This is a genomic window from Bradyrhizobium semiaridum (assembly GCF_020329505.1).
Taxonomy (GTDB): domain Bacteria; phylum Pseudomonadota; class Alphaproteobacteria; order Rhizobiales; family Xanthobacteraceae; genus Bradyrhizobium; species Bradyrhizobium semiaridum.
Genome location: NZ_JAGKJJ010000015.1, coordinates 15797 through 35379 on the forward strand (window position 1 = coordinate 15797; position 19583 = coordinate 35379).

Here is a 19583-nt window from a genome sequence, read left to right on the forward strand (position 1 = left end):
AGCACGCCATGTCCCTTACCGCCGCCCTCGACTCGGCCCGCGCCTCCCTGATGGCGTCGGGCGTCCAGTCATCGGTGATCTCGCGCAATATCGCCGGCTCCGGCCAGGTCGGCTATTCGCGCAAGATCACCATGCTGGACACGTTCCCCGGCGCCGGGGTCTATGTCGCGGCGATCCAGCGCGCCGCGAGCACCGGCCTGTTCACCAACGTCCTGACCGCGACGTCGGCCTCCGCCAAGCAATCCGCGATCTATGACGGGCTGCAGAAGATCGCGGCGTCCACGGTCGACGATCCGGAACTCGACCAGTCGCCGACCGCGCAGCTCAACAAGCTGAAATCAGCGCTGCAGCAATACGCGAACGCCCCCGATAACGCGACGCTGGCGCAGGCCGCCGTATCCGCCGCCAAGGACATGGCGAGCACGCTCAATCAGGCGACGCAGACCGTGCAGTCGGTCCGCGAGGGGGCCGACGCCGACATCGCGACCTCGGTCGCCGGCATCAACCAGCTGCTCGCCCAGTTCGACACCGTCAATACGGCCGTCGTGAAAGGCACGATCGCCGGCGACGATGTGACCGACTATCTCGATCAGCGCGACAGCATCGTTTCGAAATTGTCGCAGGAGATCGGCGTCTCGGTTTCGATCCGCCCCAATGGCGATGCGGCGCTCTATACCGATAGCGGGGTCGTGCTGTACGACAAGACGCCGCGCACGGTCAGCTTCGCGCCCACCAACGTCTATACCGCCGGCACCACCGGCAATGCGGTTTACATCGACGGCGTGGCGGTGACCGGCGCCAATTCGGTGATGCCGCTGAAGACGGGCAAGATCGCCGGCTTCGCCGAGCTCCGCGACAATGCGACGGTCACCTACCAGAGCCAGCTCGACGAAATCGCGCGCGGCCTGATTTCCACCTTTGCCGAAACCGATCAGTCCGGCGCGGGACTGCCCGATGTGCCCGGGCTGTTCACCTATCCAGGCGCACCGGCGATGCCGGCCAGCGCCACGGTGTTCACCGGCCTCGCCGGGACGATCAAGGTCGCGGCCTCGGTCGATCCGGCCGCGGGCGGCAACCCCAATCTGCTGCGCGACGGTGCGATCAGCGGCAGCCCAGCCTACAATTACAATACCGCCGGCAACGCCGGATTCTCCGCGCGCCTGCAGCAGCTGATCGGCGGCATGGACGCGCCGCAGCCGTTCGATCCGGCCGCCGGCGGCAAGCCGAGCGCGGGCGTGATCGACTTCGCCTCCTCGTCGGCGAGCTGGATCGAAAACCGGCGCAAGACCGCCGACGACGGCGTCCAGTACCAGAACACGCTGCTCGACCGCAGCACCTCGGCGCTCTCGAATGTCAACGGCGTGAACATGGACGACGAAATGTCGCTGATGCTCCAGGTCGAGCGCACCTATTCGGCGTCGTCGAAGCTGATCGCGACCGTCGACGACATGTTGAACAGCCTGCTTGCGGCCGTGGGGGCATCATGATGAGCGCGAACTACATCTCGACCTACATGCTCTCGTCGGCATTGAGGTATTCGATCACGAACAACCAGAGCCTGCTCAGCAAGGCCACCAAGGAAGCGACCACCGGCCGGTTTGCCGACGTCGGTCTGCAGCTCGGCGTCGGAACAGGGCGCGACGTCGCACTGCGCGCGGACATGAGCTTCATCGATCAGGTCGTGGACACCAACGGGCTGGTCAAGGGCCGTCTCGACGTAACCCAGAACCGCATCACGCAGCTCGGCACGACGGCGCAGGACTTCCTCAAGAACCTGATCGCCGCGCGCGATGCCGACAGCGGTGCGCGGATGATCCTGCCGAGCGCAGCCGCGAACCTGCAGGACCTGGTCGGCGCGCTCAACGCCTCCTACAACGGCTCCTATCTGTTCGGAGGACTCAATACCGAAAACGCTCCGGTCGCAACCTATACGGCTGGCTCGACCAGCAAGGCTGCTGTCGACGCCGACTTCCTCGCGACCTTCGGCTTCTCTCAGAGCGCCGCCGGCGTGAGCGGCATCACCCCGGCGCAGATGCAGAACTTTCTCAACACCAGCTTCGATGCGGAGTTCGCCAGCCCGGCCTGGAACAGCAACTGGTCGCAGGCCACCGACCAGGTGCTGGGCAGCCGCATCTCGACCACCGAGATCGTCGACACCTCGGTCAGCGCCAATCAGCCGGGCTTCCGCAAGCTGGCCGAGGCCTACGCCATGCTGAGCGATCTCGGCAACACTAACCTGAGCCAGGCGACGTTTCAGGTCGTGGTCGACAAGGCGATCAGCCTCGTCGGCGGCGCCATCAATGATCTTGCGGTGCTGGGCGGCAGCGTCGGCTCGATCCAGCAGCGGGTCTCGAACGCGACCGACAAGCTGAAGATCCAGCACGACATCCTCAATCAGCAGGTTGTCGACATGGAGAATGTCGATCCGACCGAGGCCTCGATCCGCGTCAACACGCTGCAGACCCAGATCCAAACGGCGCTCGCGCTGACTGCGCAGATGCAGAAGATCAGCCTCATCAACTATCTCTGAACCGGAGCTCTAGTCCTTGCCCCGTTATTCGATGTCCTGCGCAGAGTGGTTGAGATGACCTGGGAAGCTTATGAGGCGGTTGCCGAGGATTCCAGCTTCGAGGCGCGCGGCCGCGAGCGGATGGCGTTGAGCCAGGGGATCGACCGGCTGGAGCGGCTCGGCAAGGGGGGCCCGTTGAGTGCCGAGGATCGGATCGAGACCCTGCTCTATGTCAGGCGGCTGTGGGCGATCTTCATCGAGGATCTGTCGCATCCCGAGAACGGGCTTCCGGAGCAATTGCGCGCCGACATCATCTCGATCGGCTTGTGGGTCATCAAGGAAGCGGACCGTCTTCGCGAGGAACGCTCGAATGACGTGATGCACCTGGTCGAGATCAACCGCGTGATCCGAGACGCGCTCTGATGAAGGTATCCTTGCGCGCGGGTGAGCGGATCTACGTCAACGGCGCGGTGCTGCGGGTCGACCGTAAGGTCCAGCTCGAGCTCGTCAATGACGTGATGTTCCTGCTGGAAGCCCAGGTCATGCAGGCCGCCGACGCGACCACGGCATTGCGCCAGCTTTACTTCATCGTCCAGCTCATGCTGATGAATCCGACCGACGTCGCCGATGCGTCGGCACTCTACCGGCAGCATCACGCGGCGCTGCGGACGGTGTGCGAGAACAGACAGATGCTGGACGGCCTGGCCGCGATCGACGAGCTGGTCGGAGCCAACCGCTACTACGAGGCGCTCAAACGGATTCGGGCATTGTTCCCGGTGGAGCAGGCGATCCTGTCCGGCCCCGCGAACGATGCTCCATTCGAAGCTGCCTGATACCGGAGAGGCAAATGAACGTCCCCAGCGCGACCGACACCAATCGCACCCAGTCCACCTCGAACAGTTCCAGCGCGACCAAGTCGAGCAGCACGGTGGACTATAATACGTTCCTGCAGCTCCTGATCGCCGAGATGCAGAACCAGGACCCGACCAATCCGATGGATACATCGCAATATATGAGCCAGTTCGCGCAGCTGTCGTCGGTCGAGCAGGCCATGCAGACCAATTCGAAGCTCGACGCGCTGCTGTCCTCCTCGGCGCTGTCGCAGGCCGATGCGCTGATCGGGCGCACCGTGAGCTTCACCGACACCACGGGCACTGCGGTCACCGGCAAGATCGCGTCGGTCTCCATCAACACCGACGGCGCGGTCGCGACGCTTGAAAACGGTACCAAGGTCATGGTCGGACCGGGCCTGACCCTGAGCTAGGCCATGAACGAGAGGGACGCACTTGACATCGTCCAGGCGGCGATCTGGACGATCATCGTCGCATCGGGGCCCGCGGTCGGTGCCGCGATGCTGGTCGGCACCATCATCGCGCTGATCCAGGCACTGACCCAGGTCCAGGAGATGACGCTGACCTTCGTTCCGAAGATCATCGTCATCCTGCTCGTCGTGGCCGTCTCCGGTTCATTCATCGGCGCGCATCTGTCGACCTTCACCGAGCTGGTCTATTCGCGGATCGAGCACGGCTTCTGATCGGTTTGGACGCGGCCGCCGCCGCCACCCTCGCGTAAGCTTTGCCGGGCAGACTGCACAGCGGACCTATGCCGCCGGTGACTCATGGCCGATACGCTCACTGCCGCCCTTCCATCGCAGCGCCGTCTTGGCGCGGACGCCTTCTTCGCGGGCGGCATCGTGGTCATGCTCACGATCCTGTTCCTGCCGATCCCGCCGATCCTGATCGATCTGGGTCTCGCGTTCTCGATCGCGCTGTCGGCGTTGATCCTGATGGTTGCGCTGTGGATCCAGCGTCCGCTCGATTTCTCGGCCTTCCCAACCGTGCTGCTGATCGCGACGATCCTGCGGCTCGCCCTGAACATCGCGACCACCCGCCTGATCCTGTCGCGCGGCGGCGAAGGCGAGCATGCCGCCGGCTACGTCGTCGCCGGCTTTTCCAAGTTCGTCATGGGCGGCGACTTCGTCATCGGCCTGATCATCTTCGCCATCCTGGTTACGGTGAACTTCGTCGTGATCACCAAAGGCGCCACCCGTATCGCGGAGGTCGGCGCCCGCTTCACGCTCGATGCCATTCCCGGCAAGCAGATGGCGATCGACGCGGATCTGTCCGCGGGCCTGATCGACGATAAGGAGGCCCAGCGCCGCCGGCGTGAGCTCGAGGAAGAGAGTGCCTTCTTCGGCGCGATGGACGGTGCTTCGAAATTCGTGCGCGGTGATGCGATCGCCGGGCTGCTGATCACCGCGATCAACATTTTCGGCGGCATCGTGATCGGCGTCACCCACCACGGCCTGACGCTCTCGCGCGCCGCCGACGTCTATACGAAGTTGTCCGTCGGCGACGGCCTGGTGTCGCAGATGCCGGCCCTGATCGTGTCGCTGTCGGCCGGCCTCTTGGTCTCCAAGGGGGGGACGCGGGGATCGGCCGAGCAGGCGGTGCTGCGACAGCTTGGCGGATATCCGCGCGCAGTCTCCGCGGCTGCCCTGATGATGTTCGTGCTGGCGCTGCTGCCGGGGCTGCCGCTATTGCCCTTTGCGGTGCTCGGTGCCGTCATGGCGTTCGTGGGCTATTCGCTGCCGAAACGGCAGGCGGCCGAACGCCAGAAGGAAGAGGCGCGCAAGGGCGACGAGCGGGCGCAGACCGAGGCCAAGGAATCGGTCAAGGAATCGCTAAAGACGGCGGAGATCGAGCTTGCGCTGGGCAGCCAGCTCTCGGTTCACCTGCTGGGCGCGCGCGGCGAGCTCGCCCACCGCGTCAGCAAGATCCGCAAGAAATTCGCCAAGCAATACGGCTTCGTGATTCCCGAGATCAAGCTGACCGATAATCTGTCGATCGAGCCGAAGGGATACCAGATCCGGATCCACGATACGCGGGTGGCGCACGGCGAGCTCCGGCTTGGCGAGGTCCTCGTGCTCGCCGAGAAGGACCGCAAGCCCGACGTGCCCGGCGACGAGGTTGTCGAGCCAGCCTTCGGCATTAAGGCCCTGTGGATCGCCGACGCCTTTGCGGATGAGGCGAAGCGTCAGGGATTCAAGCCGGTCGACAATCTCTCGGTGCTGCTCACGCATCTGAGCGAGGTGATCAGGTCGAACCTTGCCCAGCTGTTGTCCTACAAGGACATGCGCGGACTGCTGGACCGGCTCGATCCGGAGTACAAGCGCCTGGTCGAGGACCTCTGTCCGTCGCAGATCTCCTATTCGGGATTGCTTGCGATCCTGAAGATCCTGCTGGCCGAACGCGTCTCAATCCGCAACCTGCATCTCATTCTCGAGGCGATCGCCGAGATCGCGCCGCACATCAGGCGCTCCGAGCAGGTCGCCGAGCACGTGCGGGTCCGGCTTGCCCAGCAGATCTGCGGTGATCTCTCGGACAGCGGCGTGCTGAACGTGGTTCGGCTCGGCAACCGCTGGGACCTCGCCTTCCACCAGAGCCTGAAGCGCGACGCCCAGGGCAACGTCATCGAATTCGATGCCGATCCGCGCTTGATCGAGCAATTCGCCACCGAAGCGAGTGCGGCCGTCCGCAAATTCACCGACAAGGGGACAAGCGTCGTGATGGCGGTAACGCCGGAGGCGCGGCCCTATGTCAGGATGATCCTGGAGCGGATCTTCCCGACCTTGCCGATCCTGTCCCATGTCGAGGTGGCGCGCAGCCCCGAGATCAGGCCGCTCGGAGCCGTGTCGTGATCGGCAGCCTTATCGGCAGTCTTGCGGACAGCGTGCTGGCGACGTTCATCGTGTTCTGCCGCATCGGCGCCTGCCTGATGCTGGTGCCGGGCTTCTCCAGCATCAACATTCCCGTTCAGGTCCGTCTGTTCGTCGCTGTTGTGACGACCTTCGCGCTGACGCCGATATTGGTTGCGGTGCTCCGACCGCTGCTGGCCGATGCCGCACCGCTCGCTCTGGCGTCGCTGATCTGCTCCGAACTCTTGATCGGCAGCGTCATCGGCATGGCCGGTCGCGTGTTCTTTCTCGCGCTGCAGACCATGGCGACGGCGACGGCAAGCGCGATCGGGCTCTCCAGCATTCCGGGAACGCAGGTCGGCGATACCGATCCGGCACCGGCGCTGGTTCCTCTGATCACGGCCGCGGTTACGACCATGTTCTTCATCACCGACCAGCATTGGCAGGTGCTGAGGGGTCTGATGAACTCCTACGACGTCTGGCGTCCCGGCACCAAGCTCGGCGGCGAGGTGGCGCTGGCGCAGCTCGTCAACCGCCTCTCCGAGGCATTCGTGCTGACGCTCCGGATCACCAGCCCCTTCATCGTCTATTCCGTCATCGTCAACTTCGCGGTCGGTCTGATCAACAAGCTGACTCCGGCGATACCGGTCTACTTCATCTCGGTGCCGTTCATCCTGTTCGGCGGATTCCTGCTGCTCTATCTGACCAGCGATGAATTGCTGACGCAGTTCATGATCGGCCTGTCGTCGTACCTCGCGGGATGACCGATGAAATCGCGCGCGGAAAAGCTCGGTCGAATGGTTTCGCTGATGAAGCTGCAGCTCCGGCTCGCGGAGTGGCAGCTGGCCCAGTTGCGGCAACGCGAGCACGATTTGCAGAACGAGGAGATCTATCTGGTGAACGCCCTCAACGATGCGAACCTGCCGGCCGGATCGTCGAGCGAGTCGATCTCGCGGCGTCTTGCGGTCACCGGCGTCAGCGCCCGTACGCTGCGGGCGGAGGCCGCGAGGCAACTCGACCAGGTCCACTCCGAAAGCCGCCGCGTGAAGCACCTCGAGCAGGTCGCAAGAGCGGCGGTGGCGGGCCGCCGGCGCGATGCGGAAGGGCTCACGCTCGAGGAGATCGCGGGCGTGCATCCGCCGATCCGTGGCCGGGCGTTCGGTAACAACTAGCCGGATCGAACAGATGATCGTGACACCGACACCGGACGTTGTCCTCGACGTGTTGGAAGCCGCCGATCCGGTGGCGCAACGCGCAGCCACCGCGAAGCTGGACGCGCTGAAGCTGTCGGATGTGGACTTTTCGAGCACGATGGCCGCAGAGGCGGGCAAGGCTACCGCGGCCAAAGGATTGCCGAATGCGGACGCGCCGACGCGGGTGATCAAGGCGGCCAACTCGGGCGAGGTTTATCGCAAGTTCGAGGCATTCGTGCTTCAGGTGTTCGTCGAGACGATGCTGCCGCAGAACACGCAGGACCTGTTCGGGAAGGGCACCGCCGGCGGCATCTGGCGATCGATGCTGGCCGAGCAGCTCGGCAATCAGCTTGCGCAGGGAAAGGGGATCGGCATTGCGCGGCAGCTTGCCGCCGCGCATCCGGCGGCCACGGACGGCGGACCGGACAAGGCCGGATAAATGGACTGGCTGACGAGAGAAGGATGATTCTCAAATGCACGCAGAGGGAGCAGCGATGAACATGCTGGCGGTGGTGGAACAGCAGGACGTGGAGATGGAGCACACGGCCGAGGCGGCATTGCCCGTGCTTCTGCCGGATGGCGGTGATGATGCCGCATCCGGCGTGGCCGACCTGTCGAGGCCGGACGACGCGCAGGGCGTGCTCGCCGCGATCAGGCGGCTGGAGATCGTGATCGAGGAGGAGACGCAGGCGCTCCGGGCCGGAAAGAAGATCGACTTCGATGATTTCAGCGCCCGCAAGAGCCGAAGCATGCTGGAATTCGTTCGCCTGATGCGGACGCAGCTGCATCCCGGCGGGGAGGCCGAGATCGCGGAGGAGCTGCAGAAGTTGCGCGGAAAGCTCGAGAGGAACCGCGCCGTTCTCGAGATGCACTACGATGCCGTCAGGGAGGTCGCCGAGATCATTGTGCGGGCGATCCGGGAGGCCGAGTCGGACGGCACCTATAGCGCCAGGACGCCGCAGGAGAGCAAATGATCAAATTGCTCCTGACCGGACTTTGGGTGTGCATCCTCACCGCGGGCGGCAGCTATGCGGTGGCCTATTGGAAGGAGAACCACGGCGTGTTGTCCGGCAAGGACGAATATCTCGAAGGCCTGCAGTACCAGAAGACGCGGGCGCTCAGCGTACCGATGGTCGAGAACGGCAGCGTGCAGGGCTACATCGTCGCGCGGTTCGTCTATACGGTCGAGGCGCGGACCATGCACCAGCTCTCCGTTCCGCCGGATCCGTTCGTCGTCGATGAAGCCTTTCGCAGGATCTATGCGGACGAGCGGCTGGATTTCAGGAAGCTCGCCCGCTACGACCTGTCGATCCTGACCGCGGCCATCAAGCAACGTGTCAACGAGCGCATGCACGCCGACGTGGTGCAGGATGTCATGGTCGAGGATTTCAATTACGTCTCGCGGGAGGAGTTCCAGGCGAAGCCCTAGTCTTAAAGGCATGCCGGTGAGTTTGCTTCGGCCCCTGCATCTGCCAGGCGCAGGGACCGAATCCGGTTCGGGTCAAGCCGTCGCTAAAGCGCGATGAGAGCGGGTCGAATCGTCATCGCGCTGTGGCTCTTGGTTTGCGCATGATCGTTCCGGAAAACCGCTTCGCACCTTTCCGGATCATGCGCTAGCTGCCGACAGAGTAGGCGGCGGGGCGCGCTTGCGGCCTGTTCATTAGGATGCTGACATCGCCGATTTCCGCCATCGGCATATCGCCGGCCGCGCGCACTGGAATGTCCAGCCGGTAACCGACGTAGCGCCGCGCGACGATGGCGTCGAAGCCGAGCCGGTCGCGCAGCTTCTTGCGCAGCTTGCTCACATGGCTCTCGATCACGCTCTCGTCGTAGGTCGATTCGAAGATGCCGTAGACCGCATTGAATATCTGCGTCTTGGTGATCCATTTGCCGTGATTGCTGACCATGTATTCCAGAATGCGCAGCTCGCGACGGGGCAGGCTGAGCGCCTGGCCGCCGATCTCCGGATCGCGGCCGTTGAAGAAGACCTGAATGCTGGTCTCGCACGGCCGCGGTGCGTCGCCGGCGCGCCGGCGCGCGATCGCCGCCGTTCGCGCCAGGATCTCGCGGAGGTGGATCGGAACATGCACCACGTCGTCCACGCCGGCCTCGAACAGCTCCAGCGTATTCTTGAGCATTTTCAGGGCGCTCATCGCGATGATCGGAGCCGAGGATCGCTTGCGCAGGACCCGCGGAAGACTTCCCCGCGCGTCGAAATCTCCGAGAAGAAAGGCGTCGACGGCTTCCAGATCCGCCTCGCTTGCGGATTGCAGCCAGTCTTCGAACTCACCGAAGGAGAAGCCGATCGACGAAACGCCTTCGCGAACGAGCCCTCCGATATAGCTGTTGGCCACGCTTTCGCGGTCATCAACGATTACATACATCAACATTCGCCCCTGTTTCGCACTTACCGACATCCGGCCGGGAAGAGTCCTGTGATGCCCCGGACGCATGAGCGGTCGTGCTGTTTGACGACATTCCCCCGCGAAAGGTTTGTTTTGATTGGATTTCGCGGGCAGCCCAACGCATTCAGTGCCTGCGGTCCGCAGGCCTGTTACTTTCACTCGATACTGGAAACGCTACGAAGTGAGGCTCGGCGGGTGCCCTTACGACGGCATCGCGGAGCAGATTGAGGAACGACCTAGATCAGCTGCGTCGAGTTGCTCATGTTTCCGAACACCGCTGGATCCCGTCGTTCTCTTCGCCAACTGGCAAGAGAATCACTTGATCTGACCGTGACAAATTGCCGAATCGCGATCAAGTGCGTGGCGCAAACATGTTGATTCGTTGGCTTTATGTTGTTGGTCTTTTCCGATTCATTCTTGATGTTTCAAAGCGCAATATTTGATTAGGCAGCCAAACTATATTTGCTGAATCTGCGTTCGATCTGTCACCGCAGCCGCAGAATCAAGGGCATCGCGTGCATGCGAGCGGAAGTCGCTGTTTGACTCCTCAGCGGGCTCTGCGACGGCGCCACGAGGCGCATGGTCGAATCACACGCCGCGAACGAGCTCGTGTTTGCACAAATCTCCACGGCTCTGTTGCATTGATGCCGCACTGCGGCACAGCCAGGCGGATGCGCTGGGTTCGCCCGCGCCGGAGGCTCGGAAGACGAGCGGATGATGACGCACCGGTTTCGGGCAAGCTTGGGATTCTAGCATCGTGCAGGAAGTCGAACCGAGACGGAGCATTTTCAAATGTCGTCCGATGGACAAGCTCGTCCCAATGGACCGGCAGACATGTCGGCCGCAGCGCAGCGTCGCGACGCGCGCGATCCCAGGGATCAGGACAAGCTTCAGCTGCAACGTGCTGCCGCGTCCGCGGCAGGCGGCAGGAGCGCCTCCGCTGCGGCCGATGAGGCGCTGGCCAAGGAGGCGCTGGAAGGGCTCAAGCGCATTCGCGCGAAGGCGCGGCTGGACAAGATGGCGATACCCAAGCCGGCGCCGGTTGCGGTGCGGCCGGCCGTGATCGTTGCCAAGGCGCCGGAGCCACGTCCTTCGTGGGTTGTGCCGCTCGCGGCCCTGGCCGTTTCCGTCGGTTTGGTGGTCAGCGTCTGCACCGGCGTGATCGCCTATCTGACCATGCAGCCGAGCCCGGGCAATGCCGCAGCCGCCGCCGAGATCAGAAACCTGCGCGAGACCGTCGCGCAGCTGCGCCGCCAAATTTCAGGCGTCTCCGACAATCTCGAGGGATTGCGGACGGCGGTTGATCTCTCGAGCAAGGCGACGAGCGATCGCTTTGGTCGCTTTGCCGAGAATCTGGACCGCATCGAGCGGGTCAATACCGCCTCGACAGCGAAGCTGGAAAGACTGGCCCAAGCCCAGACCCCCGCACCGGCTACTGTCGCATCGCAACCTGCGCCGCAGCCCACGACGGTGATGGCGTCGGCTGCCGCCACGGAGGTCACCGGCTCGATTGCGGCACCGGACCGCGCGCCGCCCAGGAAGGTGGTCAAGGGATGGTCCGTGCGCCAGGCCTATGAGGGCGTTGCGATCCTGCAGGGACCGTCCGGTGTGGTCGAGGCTATCCTCGGACAGCAGGTTCCCGGGCTGGGCCGCATTGAGGAGATCAAGGGAGAGAGCGGGCGTCTGGTGGTGCTGACCAGCGCTGGCGCAATCATGCCCGCGCGCAAGGTGCAACCCTGAGATCTCAGCGCTTGCGCTGTTCGAAGCTCGCGCATAGCAGCAGCGTCTCCGCATCGGCGATGGCGGCGCGGAACAGGCGGCAGGTAAAGTCCGCCGAGACTCCGCCTTCAGGGGATGGGCGGCTTTCCTTCAGGAACATGCAGCCTCGGCAAATGTCCGCACGATGCCGCTGATGCCCGGTATCGGACTGGTCGAGCGCGTGACGCAGCGTGTCGCGGAAGCCAACCCGGCGATCGTCGTCGAGCTGCGCGATGGCATTCACCAGAACGTTGAGGGGGTCGCGGGCCAGCAGCTTCTTGCCTTGCTGCGTCACGTCGAGCGTGACGGACCGCTTGTCCTTGGCGGAACGGCTTTTCTCGATGTATCCCCGTCCTTCCAGCTCGTTGATAATCAAGGAGGCGGTGCCCCGGGTTGTGCCGACATGGCTCGCCAGCGCAGAAGGCGTCCTGGAGAATCTGTTGGCACGTGCGAGAAAGCGCAGTGCCGTCCATTCGCGATCGCGCAGCCCGTGCCTTGTCTCCTCGAATAGGATAAGCCGCGCAAGTTGTCCGAGCAGCTCGATCGACTCGCGTGCCACGTCCATTGTCATGAGATCATCATCAAACCGGCTGCATCGCTGCAGCCACCCGCAATCGATTGGTGCATGGAAGAGCGGGCTCCCAGCGATCGCGTGTTGTCTGAGTTCGTTCGCGACACCGGATGGAACCCGGCAGCGGAACTAGAGCATCGCAGCAGAAGTTCGCGTAAACAGATCCACTAAAGTCTTCGAAGAGTTTGCATCAAATCCATGACGCGCCTGGGACGAACCCTTCCTGCAGTCAATTCACTTGCGACCATGCGGACGCACGAGGTTATCCGCCCATGCCTCGGCGATATGGGAAAAGGTCAGGTCCTGGTTTCGATCGAGCAGCAGCTCGAGCACGCGGGGCGGCGTCAGGGGAAGCTGCTGGACACGCTTGCCGGTGGCGTTGGCAACCGCGCATGCGATGGCTGCCCCGACATTGAGGATCGGCACCTCGCCGGCTCCCTTGGTGCCGAGCGGTCCGATCGACGGCGCGCCCTCATAGAAATCGATCTCGACCGGCACGACATCGAGCGCAAGCGGAACGCGATAGGTCTCGAAACCGCTCTGGCAGACGCGCCCGTTGCTGCCGATCGTGACTTCCTCGTGCAACGCGTAGCCCAGTCCCTGCACCACGCCGCCCTGGATCTGGCCGTGGATGGCGCGCGGGTTCAGCGCGCGTCCGACGTCCTGAACCACGCGATAGCTGAGCACCTCGACATGTCCGGTGTCCGGATCGACGGCGACCTCGCAGTCGTGGACCGCGAAGATGGGGATGTCGATCGCGTCGATGAAATGACCGGCGACGCAGCCGGGCATCGCCGGCACGCCGGCGCCGGTGAACGCGCCGGTGCCGGCGACCGGACCGCCCAGCGCCTGGGCGCGGGTCGCGACCTCCGCGACGGTGCGGCCGGAGCCGGGCGCGCCTGCGATCTCGATCCGCCCGTCGCGCATGACGAGATCGTCGGGGGCCGCCTCGAGCATCTCCGAGGCGACCTTCAGCAGTTTCGTGCGCACCTCCTGCGCTGCGGACAGGCTCGCCGCGCCGAGCGAGACCGTGGTGCGGCCGCCGCCGACGCCGACATCGTAGCCGGCCGCATCGGTATCGGCTGCGCGCACGATCACCTGGTCGGGCGCAATGCCGAGCGTGCCGGCGACGATCTGCGGCAGGCTCTGCATCATCGAACCCGATCCGATCTCGACGCCCGACGTCACCAGCGTCGCTGTGCCGTCGGCGTTCATGTTCACCGTCGCTGCCGACGGGCCGACGAAGACGAACCAGGTGCCGACGGTGGTGGCGCGGCCGTACAGCCGGCCATCGGTGCGTGCCGGCGGCGGGGCGGTTGTCCCGCGCAGCCGCTCCATCCGGTCGAGCATCGGGCCGAGCACGTCAGCCTCGAACACCTGGCCGGTGGCGCCGAGATCCTTGTCGCCGAGCACGTTGCGGCGGCGGAAGAGAAGCGGATCCATGCCGATCTTCGCTGCGATCTCGTCGGTGTGCCGCTCCAGCGCAAAGGTGTTATAGACGCCGTTGCAGCACCGGAAGGCGCCGTTCGGCGCCGTGTTGGTGTAGATCGCGCGCGAGACCAGCCGCACGCTGCCGAGCTTGTAGTTGCCGCCGAGCGTATGCGCGGTCATCGTGGTCAGGAAAATCTGCTCGCCGCCATAGGCGCCGCAATCCATCAGGACGACAGCCTCGCGGCCGACGATCTCGCCCTCGCGCGTCACCGCCGAGCGGATGCGGATGTCGGCATTCTCGCGGAACAGGCAGGTGAGCATTTCCTCCTCGCGCGAATTGGCGAGGCGCACCGGCCGGCCGCTGGCGCGGGCGAGCAGCGCCGCAAAAGGTTCGACCGCCATATCGAATTTGAGCCCGAAGCCGCCGCCGACCGGCGGCACCGTGACGCGGATCTGCGACGCCGGCACGCCGAGAATGCGCGCGGTCGCGTTGCGGATGCTCCAGGGCACTTGCGTCGACGTCTCGATGTGGAAGCGGCCGTCCTCGTAGCTCGCGACCACCGCACGCGGCTCGAAGGCGACGTGGTTCTGGCGGCCGACGCGAAAGCTGCTCTCGACGATCTCGACGTCGGGCCGGGCAAACGCGGCATCGACATCGCCGCGAACCACGGTCGCCTCCCAGGCGACATTGCCTTCGCGGGCGCCGCCTTCGAGCAGGACCTCGTAGTCGCGCCAGCCGGGATGCACCAATGGTGCTTCGGGTGCGAGCGCATCCGCCATGGTCAGGACTGCGGCCAGTGGCTCGATCTCCACCTCGATCGCGGCAAGCGCGGCCTGCGCTTGCGCTAGGGTGACCGCCGCGACCGCGGCGAGCGGCTCGCCATCGTAGCGGATCACGTCGCGGGCGAACAGCGGATGGTCGGCGATGCCGATCCCGACCATGCCGGGTGCATCTGCTGCGGTCACGATGGCGCGCACGCCCGGCATCTGCGCCGCCCTGGACGTGTCGAGACGAACGATCCGTCCCGACGGCACGCCGGCGCGCAGCACGCCGGCGTGCAGCATGCCCGGCAGGTAGCGGTCGATGGTGTAGCGCGTGCGGCCGCGCAGCTTGTCGGCGGCATCGCGCCGGCGCAGGTCCATCGTCGCGGAAACGTCGGACATGTGTGCGTCTCCCGGTTAGGTCTCGGCCAAAGCGAGCAGCGTCGCATCGACGATCCGCTCATATCCCGTGCAGCGACAGATATTGCCGGTCAGCGCCGCGCGAATCTCGTCGCGCGTGGCCTCTCGCCGGGTCGCCAGCAGGTGCGTCAGGCTCACCACCATGCCGGGAAAGCACATGCCGCACTGCACGGCATCGCTAGCCTCGAGCGCCGCTTGGATGCGGTTCAGCTTGCCGCCGATGGCGACAGACCGGCTTTGCACCGGTCAGATGCAGTTCCTCGCGCAGCACGTCGACGAGCGGAGTTAAGGGATCGGCAGTGGAGGCGACGCGGTCGCCGTTCACGATCAGGTTGAATCCCATGTGCCTCTCCGGAACATTCAGGAGCTGAGAGCTGCGATCGTCGCGCGGCGAACAAGGCCGGGCAGCACGCTGACGCGATACCAGGCCGGCGCATCCACGCCGTCGCGGCCGACGAATTCGCCGGCAAGCTCGGCAGCGGCGCGCGCGGCTGCCGCGGCGTCCAGCGGACGCCCGACCAGCGCCGCCTCGAGGCGCTCCCACCGCCGCGCGACCGGCTCGACAGAGCCGACCGCGATGCGCGCCGTCCGGACGCGGCCCGCTGCATCGATGCTGGCCGCAAGGCTCACGATGGCCACGGGATAGTCGCCGGCACTGCGCAGCGGCAGGCGGATATGGGCGCTCTTGCGCTCCCCCCGAGGCACGATGATCCGCGTCACCAGGCGGCCCGGTGCGAACGATGATCGGCTCCTGAGAAAATCCGCCAAGCTAACACGCTCGCGGACATCGCGGCCCGCGATCTCCACCTCGGCATCGAGGCAGAGCAGGGCCGGCACGCAATCCGCCGCGGCGAATTCCGAGGTCGAGAGATTGCCGCCGATCGTCGCCATCGAGCGGATCGCGGGATTGGCGGAGCGGCCGGCGGCATTTGCGAGGACAGCGAATTCTGGGAGACCGGCAAGGGCCGTCGCGAGCGCAACGTGCGTGACCGCCGCCCCGATCTCGACCGCATCGTTGCCGATCCGAACCGTCGTCAGTTCGGCGATCCTGCCGATGGCGACGTAGTGCGCCTTCATCTGCTCATGCCGGATCGGCGACCTCATGATCCATGTCCCGCCGGCAAAGGCAGAGCCAGCGGCACCGTATTCGTTGAGCGCATCGAGTGCGGCGGCGAGCGTCGGTGCGACATGGATCGATGTCGGCGTATCGGGCCTCTCGGTGCTCCGGATGGGAGAGCCTGTCGTCATTGGCGTTGCTCCAGCCGCAGCCGGTCGAGCAGCACGCCGATGATGACGATCGCGCCGAGCACGATCATCTGCACGTAGCCATCGATCCGGGTGAGGTTCATGCCGTTGGAGAGGATGGTGATGAAGAGGGCGCCGAGCACCGCGGTGCCGACCCCGCCGCGGCCACCCGCGAGGCTGGTGCCGCCGACCACGGCGCCGGCGATTGCCTGCAGCGAAAGCGCGCCGCCGAGGTTCGGCTCGCCCGATCCGGTCCGCGCCGTCATCATGATCGCGCCCAGCGCGGCAAGCCCGGAGCACAGCACGTAGGTCGCAACCAGGATGCGCCTGGCCGGCAGGCCGGCGACCGCCGCGGCGCGCGGATTGGTGCCGATCAGGTAGATCGAACGGCCGAATACGGTTCGTGACAGCATCAGGTGGAGCACGACGCCGACCGCCACGGTGATCACGATGGCCGCCGGGACGCCGAAGACGCTGCCGCTGTAGAAGATCTGCGAGAACGACGCCGGCACGCCTTGCACCGGCCGTCCCGACGAAAGCGTGGTCGCGATTCCGATCGCGATGTTGTAGCTGCCGAGGGTCGCGACGAACGGGTTGACCCCGAGAAGCGCAATAACCACGCCGTTGAAGAGGCCGCAGGCGATGCCGAGGGCGAAGCCGGCGCCGAGCCCGGCGAGCAGCACGACGCCGATGTCATGACCCGACGCCGTCGCGCCGGCCATCGCGAGCGCGGTGCCAACGCTGACCATCGATACAGTCGGGCCAAGCGCGAGGTCGAAACCCCGCGTCAGGATGACCACGGTCTGCGCCATCGCGAACAGGGCGAGATAACTGGTCTGCTGCGCGATGTTGAGCAGATTGGCCGGCGACAGCACCCCGCGGTCGACCGCGGCGAAGCCGAGCAGCAGCAGCACCAGCGCGACCGGCAGCACGGCGCTCCAGATCCAGCGGCCCGGCGCCAGCTTCGGGCGGTCCGTGTCCTTGGCGGCGACCGACAATTCGAGGTCAGACACGGGCCTTGCTCCGTCGGCTGAGTTCGTCCAGCGCCACGGCCGCGACCATGATGACGCCGAGGAAGACCGGCTGCAGCCGGGAATCGACGTGCAGCAGGTTGAGCGCATTGCCAAGGATGGTCAGGAAAAGCGCGCTGATCGCGACGATTTCAATACGTCCGACACCACCGCGCAGGCTGACGCCGCCGATTACGGCAGCCGCGATCGATTGCAGCATCATCCGGTCGCCGCCGAAGCTGGCCTGGCCGGAGCCGACCTGCGCCGTCAGCAGGATTCCGGTCAGTGCCGCAAGCACGCTCGAGACCACATAGGTGCCCACGATGTGGCGCTGGATCGACACGCCCGACACGACTGCCGCGTCGACATTGCCGCCGATCGCGTAGACGTAGCGGCCGAACAGCGTGCGCCGTTGCACGAACACCATCAAGGCGATCACGACCAGCGCGACATGGACGGCGGTCGGCAGCCCGAGTGCCTGGGCGCGTCCAAAACCCTTCACGAAGATTTCGGGCATGCCGTAGACCGGGATGCCGTTGGTGATCATGAGGCCGACGCCCGCGGTTGCCGACATCGTGCCCAGCGTCACCACGAAGCCGGAGACCTTGAGCTTGGCCACGCAGAAGCCGTTGAGGAGTCCAACCACCGCTCCGCAGCCGAGTCCGGCCGCAACGCCGCCGGCAATGATGAGGGGCGTGTTGCCGGGAAATGCGGCGGCTGTGGCTGCCATGGTCTTGGCAGTGACGACGCTTGCCAGCGCGACGACGGCGCCGACCGAAAGGTCGAAGCCTCCGGCGATGATTACCAGAGCCTGACCGCAGGCGACGATCGCGAGCAGGGACGCGTTGCGCAGGATGTTGAGGACATTGTTGATGCCGTAGAACTGTGGATCGACCGCCGACATGCTGGCCACCAGCAGCACCAGCAGGGCCGGCAGCAGCCCGATCCGGCCTGCGATCGACCGCGGGCCGATCGCGCTCTGCGGGCTTGCGGTAGCCAGAGCCGTGTTCATCCGACCTCCGCGGTGAGATGGTCGCGGAAGAAGCTCGACAGCACGTTCTGCTCGGTCTTCTCGGCGCCCGTCAGCTCGGCGGCGATGCGGCCGTGATGCATGACATAGAGCCGGTTCGACAGCGCCAGCACCTCGGGCAATTCCGACGACACCACGATCACGGCAGCGCCGGCCTCGACCAGGCGTTTCATGAACTGGTAGACCTCGAGCTTGGCGCCGACGTCGATGCCGACGCTCGGCTCGTCGAACAGGAACACGGTCAATTCACGGGTCAGTGCGCGGCCCAGCATCACTTTCTGGCGGTTGCCGCCGGACAGTGTGCCAACGCTCCGTTCGATGTTCGGCGGCCGCAGCTGCAACTGCTCCATGATGCCGGCGATTGTTGTGCGCTCGGCCGCCTGCCGCAGCACGCCGAAGCGGGCGAAGGCGGGCAGGTCGAGCACCGTCATCGACGCATTCTCGCGGATCGGGCGCGACAGCGCGAGGCCTTCGGCGATTCGGTTGGCGGGGAAATAGGCGATGCCGCGTTTGAGGCTTCGCCGGGGTGCGGGGAATTCGTAAGGCGCACCATCGATCCGGATCACGCCCGCTGTCGTGGGCTCGATACCGTAGATCGCACGGATCAACTCCGACTTGCCGCAGCCGACCAGACCGGCGATGCCGGTGATCTCGCCGGCCCGGGCATGGAAGTTCACGTCCTGTACGCTGCCGTCGGCGAGCGTCAGGTTCTCGACGTCGACCATCACTCTGTCCGGTTTATGCGCAATGGTCGGAAACAGCACGTCGATCTTGCGGCCGGTCATCAGCTCCACCAACTCGCTGTCGGTCGACCTTGCGGCATCGAGGGTCCGGATGTGGCGGCCGTCGCGCAGCACCGTCACGCGGTCAGCAAGAGTGCGGATCTCGCGCATGCGATGCGAGACGTAGATCAGCCCCACATTCTGGCTCTTCAGGCGCGCGATCAGTTCGAACAGCCGGCCGGTCTCGCGTTCGGTCAGCGACGCGGTTGGCTCGTCGAGGATCAGGAGACGTACGCGGCCGAGCAGGGCCTTGGCGATCTCGGCCATCTGCTGGTGCGCGCGCGAGAGGTCGTCAACGCGTTGCGACGGATCGATGTCGAAGCCGAGCTCGTCGATCAGGGCCTTGGCGCGCGTGCGCATTTCGCCTGTGCGCAGGATTCCGCCCTGTGTGACTTCGCGGCCGAGAAAGAGGTTCTCCTCCACGGTGAGACTCGGGATCAGCGAGAACTCCTGAAACACCGGACTGATGCCGATCGCGCGCGCGCGCTGCGGCGTCAGGTGGTGGATCTCCTCGCCGCCGAAGTGGAACGTGCCCTCGTCGGGCGGGAACGTTCCCGACACGACATTGATCAAGGTTGACTTGCCGGCGCCGTTCTCGCCGAACAGCACGTGAAGTTCGCCGGCGCGGACATCGAGATCGACGCGGTCGAGCGCACGGACACCGGTAAAACGCTTCGAGATGCCCCGCAATCGGAGCAGAGGCTCGGCCGGCATCGGGTCGATCTCGAAATCCATCCGCATCTCCGTGGGCCGCGAGAAGTAGGCGGAAC

General features: G+C 65.2%; 22 protein-coding genes. 13 read left to right on the forward strand and 9 right to left on the reverse strand.

Features of this window, described 5'->3' with window-relative positions; translation table 11 throughout:
* The first annotated feature begins 8 nt into the window (after positions 1 to 8).
* The 12 genes from flgK (at position 9) to J6500_RS18265 (ending at position 8828) form a co-directional block, all read left to right on the forward strand.
* Positions 9 to 1487: a flagellar hook-associated protein FlgK gene (flgK, locus tag J6500_RS18210; RefSeq protein ID WP_225714068.1), complete on the forward strand. Its 1479-nt coding sequence runs from the start codon at positions 9 to 11 to the stop codon at positions 1485 to 1487.
* Positions 1484 to 2530, forward strand: a complete 1047-nt coding sequence (locus J6500_RS18215) for a flagellar hook-associated family protein (protein ID WP_225714069.1) — start codon at positions 1484 to 1486, stop codon at positions 2528 to 2530. Before flgK ends, J6500_RS18215 begins: the two co-directional genes overlap by 4 nt.
* 54 nt (positions 2531 to 2584) lie before the next feature.
* Positions 2585 to 2932 carry a flagellar biosynthesis regulator FlaF gene (gene flaF, locus J6500_RS18220; protein WP_225714070.1) on the forward strand — a complete coding sequence of 116 codons (348 nt, stop codon included), beginning with the start codon at positions 2585 to 2587 and terminating at the stop codon, positions 2930 to 2932.
* Positions 2932 to 3342, forward strand: a complete 411-nt coding sequence (flbT, locus tag J6500_RS18225) for a flagellar biosynthesis repressor FlbT (protein ID WP_225714071.1) — start codon at positions 2932 to 2934, stop codon at positions 3340 to 3342. Before flaF ends, flbT begins: the two co-directional genes overlap by 1 nt.
* Before the next feature lie 14 nt (positions 3343 to 3356).
* On the forward strand, positions 3357 to 3773 hold the full coding sequence (gene flgD / locus J6500_RS18230) for a flagellar hook assembly protein FlgD (RefSeq protein ID WP_225714072.1): 417 nt from the start codon (positions 3357 to 3359) through the stop codon (positions 3771 to 3773).
* Positions 3774 to 3776: 3 nt separating this feature from the next.
* On the forward strand, positions 3777 to 4043 hold the full coding sequence (gene fliQ / locus J6500_RS18235; protein WP_225714073.1) for a flagellar biosynthesis protein FliQ: 267 nt from the start codon (positions 3777 to 3779) through the stop codon (positions 4041 to 4043).
* Positions 4044 to 4127: 84 nt separating this feature from the next.
* Positions 4128 to 6209, forward strand: coding sequence for a flagellar biosynthesis protein FlhA (gene flhA / locus J6500_RS18240; RefSeq protein WP_225714074.1), 2082 nt, complete (start codon positions 4128 to 4130; stop codon positions 6207 to 6209).
* Complete coding sequence (fliR, locus tag J6500_RS18245; protein ID WP_225714075.1) at positions 6206 to 6970, forward strand: flagellar biosynthesis protein FliR; 765 nt, start codon at positions 6206 to 6208, stop codon at positions 6968 to 6970. The genes flhA and fliR overlap by 4 nt, the downstream gene beginning before the upstream one ends.
* A gap of 45 nt (positions 6971 to 7015) precedes the next feature.
* A complete protein-coding gene (locus J6500_RS18250) occupies positions 7016 to 7378 on the forward strand; it encodes a hypothetical protein (RefSeq protein WP_225714076.1) in 363 nt (120 codons plus the stop codon).
* A gap of 13 nt (positions 7379 to 7391) precedes the next feature.
* Entirely contained in the window at positions 7392 to 7838 is a 447-nt protein-coding gene (locus J6500_RS18255; protein WP_225714077.1) for a rod-binding protein, read from the forward strand.
* A 55-nt stretch (positions 7839 to 7893) separates the two neighbouring features.
* The gene (locus J6500_RS18260) at positions 7894 to 8373 is read left to right on the forward strand and encodes a flagellar biosynthesis protein FlgN (protein WP_225714078.1); all 480 of its coding nucleotides are present in this window, start codon (positions 7894 to 7896) and stop codon (positions 8371 to 8373) included.
* Complete coding sequence (locus tag J6500_RS18265) at positions 8370 to 8828, forward strand: hypothetical protein (protein WP_225714079.1); 459 nt, start codon at positions 8370 to 8372, stop codon at positions 8826 to 8828. The genes J6500_RS18260 and J6500_RS18265 overlap by 4 nt, the downstream gene beginning before the upstream one ends.
* A gap of 184 nt (positions 8829 to 9012) precedes the next feature.
* Here the strand turns inward: J6500_RS18265 and J6500_RS18270 are convergent, their stop codons facing one another.
* Entirely contained in the window at positions 9013 to 9783 is a 771-nt protein-coding gene (locus J6500_RS18270) for a response regulator transcription factor (RefSeq protein ID WP_225714210.1), read from the reverse strand.
* Positions 9784 to 10596: 813 nt separating this feature from the next.
* Between J6500_RS18270 and J6500_RS18275 the strand changes: the two genes are divergently transcribed.
* The gene (locus J6500_RS18275; RefSeq protein WP_225714080.1) at positions 10597 to 11544 is read left to right on the forward strand and encodes a hypothetical protein; all 948 of its coding nucleotides are present in this window, start codon (positions 10597 to 10599) and stop codon (positions 11542 to 11544) included.
* Positions 11545 to 11548: 4 nt separating this feature from the next.
* On the opposite strand, the gene J6500_RS18280 is transcribed toward J6500_RS18275, so the two are convergent.
* From J6500_RS18280 to J6500_RS18315, 8 genes are all read right to left on the reverse strand, one after another.
* Positions 11549 to 12127, reverse strand: coding sequence for a MarR family transcriptional regulator (locus J6500_RS18280; protein ID WP_225714081.1), 579 nt, complete (start codon positions 12125 to 12127; stop codon positions 11549 to 11551).
* Positions 12128 to 12367: 240 nt separating this feature from the next.
* Complete coding sequence (locus J6500_RS18285; RefSeq protein ID WP_225714082.1) at positions 12368 to 14728, reverse strand: xanthine dehydrogenase family protein molybdopterin-binding subunit; 2361 nt, start codon at positions 14726 to 14728, stop codon at positions 12368 to 12370.
* A 15-nt stretch (positions 14729 to 14743) separates the two neighbouring features.
* The gene (locus J6500_RS18290) at positions 14744 to 14905 is read right to left on the reverse strand and encodes a 2Fe-2S iron-sulfur cluster-binding protein (RefSeq protein WP_249781550.1); all 162 of its coding nucleotides are present in this window, start codon (positions 14903 to 14905) and stop codon (positions 14744 to 14746) included.
* Positions 14906 to 14924: 19 nt separating this feature from the next.
* On the reverse strand, positions 14925 to 15089 hold the full coding sequence (locus J6500_RS18295; RefSeq protein WP_225714216.1) for a (2Fe-2S)-binding protein: 165 nt from the start codon (positions 15087 to 15089) through the stop codon (positions 14925 to 14927).
* Between the two features lie 17 nt (positions 15090 to 15106).
* A complete protein-coding gene (locus tag J6500_RS18300; RefSeq protein ID WP_225714084.1) occupies positions 15107 to 15994 on the reverse strand; it encodes an FAD binding domain-containing protein in 888 nt (295 codons plus the stop codon).
* Positions 15991 to 17004: an ABC transporter permease gene (locus tag J6500_RS18305; RefSeq protein WP_225714085.1), complete on the reverse strand. Its 1014-nt coding sequence runs from the start codon at positions 17002 to 17004 to the stop codon at positions 15991 to 15993. The genes J6500_RS18300 and J6500_RS18305 overlap by 4 nt, the downstream gene beginning before the upstream one ends.
* A complete protein-coding gene (locus tag J6500_RS18310; RefSeq protein WP_225714086.1) occupies positions 16997 to 18013 on the reverse strand; it encodes an ABC transporter permease in 1017 nt (338 codons plus the stop codon). Before J6500_RS18310 ends, J6500_RS18305 begins: the two co-directional genes overlap by 8 nt.
* On the reverse strand, positions 18010 to 19548 hold the full coding sequence (locus tag J6500_RS18315) for a sugar ABC transporter ATP-binding protein (RefSeq protein ID WP_225714087.1): 1539 nt from the start codon (positions 19546 to 19548) through the stop codon (positions 18010 to 18012). Before J6500_RS18315 ends, J6500_RS18310 begins: the two co-directional genes overlap by 4 nt.
* Positions 19549 to 19583 lie beyond the last annotated feature (35 nt).